The 7,929-nt window shown below is 63.3% G+C and carries 6 protein-coding genes; 3 read left to right on the top strand and 3 right to left on the bottom strand.

Annotated elements, in window-relative coordinates; genetic code table 11:
• Positions 1-1,574 (top strand): PepSY-associated TM helix domain-containing protein (locus ACR9ZH_RS18255; protein ID WP_481292185.1); only part of this gene is annotated, 1,574 nt, incomplete at its 5' end.
• A 30-nt stretch (positions 1,575-1,604) separates the two neighbouring features.
• Here the strand turns inward: ACR9ZH_RS18255 and ACR9ZH_RS18250 are convergent.
• The 3 genes from ACR9ZH_RS18250 to ACR9ZH_RS18240 are packed head-to-tail and all read right to left on the bottom strand — an operon-like array spanning position 1,605 to position 3,831.
• Entirely contained in the window at positions 1,605-2,162 is a 558-nt protein-coding gene (locus ACR9ZH_RS18250; RefSeq protein ID WP_481292184.1) for a hypothetical protein, read from the bottom strand.
• A gap of 10 nt (positions 2,163-2,172) precedes the next feature.
• On the bottom strand, positions 2,173-3,249 hold the full coding sequence (locus ACR9ZH_RS18245) for a Tle-like phospholipase domain-containing protein (RefSeq protein WP_481292183.1): 1,077 nt from the start codon (positions 3,247-3,249) through the stop codon (positions 2,173-2,175).
• Positions 3,250-3,291: 42 nt separating this feature from the next.
• Positions 3,292-3,831 (bottom strand): hypothetical protein, encoded by a 540-nt coding sequence (locus ACR9ZH_RS18240; RefSeq protein ID WP_481292182.1) that lies wholly within the window; start codon positions 3,829-3,831, stop codon positions 3,292-3,294.
• A 538-nt stretch (positions 3,832-4,369) separates the two neighbouring features.
• Between ACR9ZH_RS18240 and ACR9ZH_RS18235 the strand changes: the two genes are divergently transcribed.
• Entirely contained in the window at positions 4,370-5,413 is a 1,044-nt protein-coding gene (locus ACR9ZH_RS18235) for a LacI family DNA-binding transcriptional regulator (protein WP_481292181.1), read from the top strand.
• 231 nt (positions 5,414-5,644) lie between these two features.
• Positions 5,645-7,929, top strand: a 2,285-nt coding sequence (locus ACR9ZH_RS18230) for a TonB-dependent receptor (RefSeq protein ID WP_481292180.1), incomplete at its 3' end; no start/stop codon positions are given.

The following is a 7,929-nucleotide window of genomic DNA, read 5'->3' as shown; positions in this document are numbered from 1 at the left end:
CCTTCACCACCGTGCACACCTGGACCGGCCTCCTCGCCGGCTTCGCCCTGTTCATCGCGTTCTATGCCGGCGCCCTCACGATGTTCCACGAGGAGATCGACACCTGGGCACTGCCACAGGCGGCGATGGCCAGGACGGACACGATGGACCGCGCGCAAGCGATGCTCGACGACATCGTGGCGAAGCATCCCGCGGCGCGCGAGCAGGTGGGCATTACCTTTCCTGCCGATCATCCGTCGCACGAAGTAGCCGCGTACTGGATGGAAAAGGACGGTTCGTGGAAAACGCAGACCTTGGGCGAGACCGCTCCGCGCGATTCGGAGGACCACGAGCACGGTCTCGCCGACTTCATCTACGAACTGCATTACGACCTGGGCATTCCGGTCGTCGGCATCTATCTGATGGGCGTGGTCAGCATCATCTACGGCCTCGCCTTGCTCACCGGCCTGCTGATCCACCTGCCCAACCTCGTGCGCGAGCTGTTCGCGCTGCGTCCGGGACACAACCTCAAGCGCCTCTGGCAGGACGCGCACAACGTCATCGGCATCCTCAGCCTGCCCTTCCACATTATCTTCGCCATCACGGGCGCACTGCTTTGCCTGACGCTGGTGATGTTGATGGCATTCAACAGCGTGGCTTTCGACGGCAAGCTGATGCCGGCATTCGATCGCATGACCAGTTCGCTGCCGGACACGAAGGCCAGGGGCGGCTCAGCAGCGATGCTCTCCCCAGCTGAACTGGGCGCGCGTGCGCGCCACGCCGCCATCGCGGCCGGTGCCGCGGATTTCTCTCCCGACTACATGCGCTACGCGCACTACGGCCAACAGGGCGCCACCGCCGAAGTGCGCGGAACCTCCACGAAGACGCTGGGCGAATACGGTTCCGTCGCGCTGGATGCCGTCGACGGCCATGTGCTCAACATGCAGTTGGCCGGCGTGCGCGATGCGAATCATGCGACGTATTCGGCCATCTTCGGCCTGCACTTCGGCTCCTTCGGCAACCTGTCGCTGCGCTGGCTGTACTTCCTGCTCGGCCTCGCCGGCGCGTTCCTCTTCTACTCCGGCAACCTGCTGTACATCGAATCGCGGCGCAAGCGCCGGCAGGCGGACCAGCCGATGAAGGTGCGCGCCATGGCCACTGCCACGGTCGGCGTCTGCATCGGTTCGTGCTTCGCCATTTCGATGACCTTCCTCGGCAGCCTGCTCCTGCCGCTCTGGGGCGCATCCGCCACGGCTGTCGTGCAGCCCGTCTGCTTCGCCAGCTTCGCCGCCGCGATCCTCTGGACCTTCTGGCGCCGTCCTGCGAAAGCAGCCGTGGAGCTGTTGTGGGCCACGGCCGTCGTGAGCATTGCCGTGGGCGGCCTCGACGTCGCCATCCACGGCGACCGCCTTGCGCGCACGCTGGGCGAAGGCGACTTCGCGGTCCTGGGCGTGGACCTCGTGGCGATCGCGATGGGCGTCGGCTTCGCCTGGCTGGGCATCGCGACGCGCAAGCGTGCGGTCGAAGGCGATCCGTGCAGTGTGTGGTCGTCGCGGCGGGCCGTCACGACGACCGTGAAGGCCGAGCTCCAGTAAGCCTGAGTCTGCGTGGTTTGGGGGCCCGGGCTATCGCAGCTTGACCGGAACGTAGTCGCCGTAGCGCTTGTCGGCGCGATCCACGCGTGCACATAAACGATCGCCGCACAGGCGCACATCGGCCTGGTTGTAAACGCGGAGTACATCGGCCTCGATCTGGTGCCGTGCAATGACTTGCTTGTAATGCCATCCAAGGTATCCGCCCAGCGCGATTACCGGAAGAAGGATCGCCAGCACGCCTGTCACTACCCACATGGCCTTGCGTATGACGCCCGCCAGCTTGCGCTGCGTCTGTAGCATTGCGTCGGTACTGGCCCGCATGAGGCGCTCGTGCTCCGCCGCCCGCTGGGCCGCTTCCGCGACCGGCCCGACCAGCGCCATCCGCGTGGTGCTCGCGGCATCCGTCGCGATGCCGCCCAAGGTCCGCTCCGCGGCATCGCGTAGTACGTCCGGCAGCGCCTGCACCGTTCGCTCTTGCTCTTCGATGGTTTGCCTGTGGCGCGCCTCCATGGCATCGCTCATGCGCGACAGGCGTTCCAGCATCGCCGTTACCTGCATCGCCGCCTTCTTCGTTCCTTCGTCGTACATCGTCTACTCCCTACAGACTCAACACGGGCCCGCGGACCTGCTGGGCTTGCGCCATCTGTTGCTCCTGCGCTTGTTGCAACTGCGTTTCCAATGCCGTGATGCGATCTTCCATGTCCACTTGCTGTGATGCCTGGGCGTGGAACTCACGGGCGAAGTCGGTCTGGCCGATCTGGCGGAGCGCTTCCATGAAACCCTTGTCATCCTGGTCCACGGCCTTGCACAGATAGTCGAACATCTCGTCGGTGCTGGCCGTAGCGGCCAGTGGTGGCATCGGCGCGCGTTCCTGCTGCCCGAGGGTCTGCCAAGGCGCCGAGAGATCCAGGGGAACGCCCGGCGGCAGGTCATCCAGTGGTCGATGATGCAGGTCGCGCATGTAGTTGTGCGCGAACACCGCGCCCGGCTGGTTGCGCTCTGCATCCCAGAAGTTGCCGATGCCGTGAGCTGTGGCGATGGCGCCAGCCTCGGCGATCGGAGACATGCTGCCCTGCTTGTGCCGCTGGTAGTCGTCGTAGTCCATGTATTCGACGGTGCGGCCGATCGGAGCAGCGAGGGCTGATACCGGATCGTGGTACATGCGATGGTTAATGACCCGCTCTTGCGCTGACGACACATCGAGGGCCTGATGCTTGCTCATGATCCTCGCCATGGACTGTGCCCCATAGGCGTTGAAGGTTTCCACATGGGCGCCGGCCGACTCAGGCATGGCCGCTTGCAGTTGAGCGAGAGCGCCACCCAAAGAATGGCCGGTGATGCTGATGCCGTTTGCTGGAGCTCCGTCGTTGGCCAGGCGTAACGCTTCGCGCATCGTGGTAGCCGCCTCGGGCCATTGCGTGGGTGCCCCCATGAGACCCATGCCAAGGTCAGCCGTGACGTCGTGGATGCTGCCAGGTTCGGTGCCTTTGTTTACTACGACTAGCTGACGGGTTTCTTGCTCCTGGAGCACCGCGCCATGGTAGTTCGTGACCGAGGGTGGCGAGACATAACGGACCTTATATCTGTGGGTACCGTTACTGATCTCATCACCCATGCTCAGCGTGTCATAAATTTTGGAAGCAAGAAATGCATATTGTTCGGAAGGAAGAGACATGTCCGTGTCCTTTGACGATGGGAAGAGTTAGTCGTCGCCACCTCAGAAAGGCGGCTTCGCCACAACTCCGGAATCCATAACTTCGGACAGGTGGCGGTAATCACCTGGTGCAACAGGATGTAGTGATGCGGAATCCTTGGAGACCCGGACGCTAATGACGACGAAGCGCTTGTATGGCGGGATGTGCTCGGGCCGCTTGCCATAGCAAACTTGAGGAAAATCGTCTTCCCTGAACAGGCAGATCTCTTTGTATTCCATGCCAGGGGCTAGCTCGTCTGGAATGTACTGGTGTCCCCACGCCACCTGCCCGGTGTGACGGTCATGGATCTTCAGCTTGGGTGACGAGGCTTCCCAGTTGCAGGTGCTTCGGTAGTAGCGGTCCATGTACAGAATGAATTGAGCTTGCGCTGGGTCTCGGCTCACGTTGGGAATGTCGACTACGGCGTGGGGGTACCGGAAGATGCCGCCCATGAGAGGGTCGAAGTAGCCACACTCTCGCTCCTTATTGCTGTAGAGAGCAGCCATCGTTGCGGTGTACCGGTTGGCATCCTCCGGGTTTTCGAACGTCACGCTGACGTGCATAGCTTCCCTGGGATGCGGATTCAGCGGTGGTGGGGCCGGATCCCTCGTCTGTGCGCCCGCATTCGATATAGCAAGCAGGAGCAGCAGCGGGAGATGGGTCCCTGCTCTTGAGCTCATGGGGGATCCTTCCTTGTGGTGCCGGTGGTCCATCACCCTAGCAATGCAGAGTTGCCCCGGCTTTAGGAGGATTCTGAAAAATCTTGGAAGTTGTCGGACCCTGACTTGCGCGCAAAGCGCGCTTCCCACAGAGGCTCGATCCGCTGGCTTCGGAGAGGCCGGATGTAACGCGCGTTACGTAATTCCTTCCACGGCAGGTATTTAGGTCGGTGAAGGTTGTGTGTGCATTTGTTGCGGCATCGCGGCAATTTGCCGAATACCACTCAGGCGGCTGATGTAACACGAATTTTTAACGCGCCCGGGCGACTGGTATTCAACCTCCCGGTACTTCTTGCGGCACTGCAACAAGCGCTTGATTTAGCTCGCTTTACAACCTCGGGTGAAAACGTTTACGTTCCGCGCCGTCGAGCCCCGGGAGGGGTTGGCTCAAGGGCGAGAACACGTGAGTGTGACGATCAAAGACGTCGCGAGGATGGCCAACGTATCGGTGGCTTCGGTCTCGCGCGCGCTCAACGGACATGGCGGGGTCACGGCGGAAACGCAGAAGCGGATCCGCGAAGTGGCCGCCCGTCTGCGCTACGTGCCGCACAACGCGGCGCGCAGCCTGATCACGCGCCGTACCCAGACCATCGGCGCCCTGTTACCTGACCTGCATGGCGCGTTCTTCTCCGAGCTGATCCGCGGCATCGACCTCGCCGCGCGGGCGCGCGGCCTCTACATGCTCGTGTCCAGCTCGCATGGCGACGCCACCGAGGCGGCCATTGCGCTGCGTGCGATGCAAGGCCGCGTGGACGGTCTGCTGGTGATGTCCCCGCATGCCGACGAGGCCTTCCTCGACGAGAACCTGCCGATCGTGCTGCCCACGGTGCTGATCAACAGCCACGTGCGCTCGGACCGCCACGCGTCGCTCGATGTCGACGACTTCGGCGGCGCGCGCGCGATGACCGAGCACCTGCTCGGCCTCGGTCGCAAGCGCATCGTCTTCATCGCCGGCCCCGAAGTGAACCACGACGTGCAGGAGCGCTGCCGCGGCTATCGCGAGGCGCTGGCCGCCGCCGGCCTGGGCGACCGGGCCGTCGTGCTTCCCGGCGACTTCACCGAGGAGTCCGGCTACCGCGCCGGCAAGCAGGCGCTGGCCATGGTGCCGCGCCCGGACGCGATCTTCGCCGCCAACGACATGATGGCCATCGGCTGCCTGTCCGCGCTCTCGGAAGCGAAGGTGCGCACGCCGGAAGACATCGCCGTGGTGGGCTTCGACGACATTCCCATGGCGCGCTATGTCACGCCGCCGCTCAGCACGGTTCGCGTGCGCATCGCGGAACTGGGCGAAGCCGCGCTGGAGCGGCTCGTCCGCATGATCGAGGCACCCGACGACGCCGCGCCCGAACCGCGCACCGTCGTAGGCACCGAACTTGTCGTGCGCGCCTCCTGCGGCGGTAACGACACGGTACGACGACGGGCCTGACCGTCCGTCGGATACACGCGGCTTGCCGGGCCCTGGATGGATTCTTCAGGACGGCGTCTTCACAGGACACCCGTTTTAACAGCCGCGCCACTGCGTGGAGCCAGTGCGTCACCCGGGGAAGAACGCTCACAAGAGTGGCAAGACCACCGCGTCACGACGGAAGTCGGCCCCGTGTTCCGCGCCATGGCCGGATAAGAAAACACACGTGGAACCATTTGGGAGAGGGGAACAATGAAAGCCTCGATGCAGTTGAAGAAGAAGATTCTTACCAGCGTCATCACCGCGGCGGTCGCCGCTGCCGTGGTGACGCCCTCGGCGTTCGCTCAATCGGCCATCGCCACGCTGCGCGGCAAGGCCGCGCCGGGAGCGACGGTCACGGCGTTCAATCCGCAGACCGGCCTGAGCCGCAAGGCCACGGCGGGTGCCGACGGTACCTACGTGATCAACGGCCTGCCGCCGGCGACCTACCAGGTCGACGCAGGTCCGGGCACGCAGCAGAGCGTGACGCTCACGGTCGCTTCGACCGCGACGTTGAACCTGGCTGCCCCGGCCGCGGCCGCTCCGGCAAACGCTGCCAACGCCGCGTCGCTGGAAGGCGTCACGGTCAACGCCACGACGCTGACCGAAGTGCGCACGCCCGAAGTCGCCAAGACCATCTCGCTGCACCAGATCCAGACCATCCCCCAGGTCTCGCGCAACTTCCTCGAGTTCGCCGACACCGTGCCGGGCATGGTGTTCAGCGTCGACGAAAAAGGCCATACGTCGCTCCGCGGCGGCGCCCAGAACAACAGTTCGGTCAACGTCTTCATCGACGGCGTGGGCCAGAAGAGCTACGTGAAGGAAGGCGGCGTTTCCGGTCAGGTCAACAGCCAGGGCAATCCGTTCCCGCAGCTCGCCATCGGCGAATACAAGGTCATCACCTCGAACTACAAGGCCGAGTACGACCAGGTCTCGTCGGCAGCGATCACGGCCGAAACCAAGTCCGGTACGAACGAGTTCCACGGGGAAACCTTCTTCACCTACACCTCGGACAAGTACCGCAGCCGCACCGCGGCCGAGGAAGACGCCGAGAAGGCGCGCTCCTTCGAGAAGGAATACGGCTTTGCGCTGGGCGGCCCGATCATCAAGGACCAGATGCACTTCTTCGTGACCTTCGAGCAGAAGAAGTTCGATACGCCGATCACCGTCACCCCGGGTTCGGATGTGCCCGCCAGCGCCGTCGGGCTGCTGCCGGCCGCCGCACAGGCAGAACTCGGTCCGGCGAACCTGCCGTTCGACGAAAAGCTTTACTTCGGCAAGATCGACTGGGAGCTGACCGATCGCGACCGCATCGAGATCAGCACCCAGGTGCGACGCGAGACGCAGGCGGACAATATCGGCGCGGGCCAGTCTTACTCACAGTCGATCGTGACGGAGAATCATGACACCCGCGGCACGTTCCGCTGGCAGCACAGCGGCGAGTGGTTCTTCAACGAATTCAAGGCTTCGTACGAGAACTCGTCGAACGATCCGCTGCCGATCAACTACGGCAACGGCTACAACTACACCTGGCGTCCGAGCAACGACGCGCCCATCATCGGCATCGGTGCCGCCTCGCCTCTCGCGACGCAAATCAAGGGCCAGGAAGGGCCGATGATCTCCGACGACTTCACCTTCAACGACCTGAACTGGCATGGCAACCACATCGTGAAGATGGGTTACAAGTACAAGGAAGTCACGCTGCACGCCCAGGACGCTCAGAACACGAACCCGCAGTTCATCTACAACGTCGACCTGAACGGCACGAACCCGCTCCCATACAAGGCGCAGTTCTCGAATCCGGTCCCGGGTCTGAACGCGATCTCGGAAACGAACAGCAAGCAGTACGGCGCGTATATCCAGGACGACTGGTCGGTGAACGACCACCTCACCCTGAACCTCGGCGTGCGCTGGGACAAGGAAAAGACGCCGTCCTACCTCGACTACGTCACCCCGCAGAACGTGATCGACGGCTTCAACTCGCTCGACGAGAACGCGCAGGCCCAGTTCCCTGGGCAGACCTATGCGCAGACGCTGGCGAAGGGCGGCATCAACTACCGCGACTACATCGGCACGGGCAACAACCGTCATGCGCAGAACCAGTGGGCGCCGCGCCTCGGCTTCTCGTATGACCTGTTCGCCGACGAAGCGCATGTGATCCACGGCGGCGCCGGCCGCTCTTACGATCGCAATCTCTATGACTACCTGCAGCTGGAACAGACCAAGTCTGCCCTGCCCTACCAGGAAATCTTCTTCAACATCCCGGGTCGCCCCTGCACGGTCGGTCCGAACACCAATTGCGTCAACTGGGACCCGTCGTACCTGAATGGCCTCGAGAACCTGCAGGCGCTCGTCGCCGGCACGAACAAGGGCCAGGAAGTCGACATGCTCAACAATGACCTGAAGGCACCTTACTCGGATCAGTTCAGCATCGGCATGTCGAACAAGCTGGGCGACTGGAACACCGACGCGACGATCACGCGCGTGCTGTCCTACGA

Source organism: Luteibacter sp. SVR4-7G (assembly GCF_056755555.1).
Note: the sequence above shows the minus strand (reverse complement) of the source record. Positions and strands in the feature narration are given on the sequence as shown.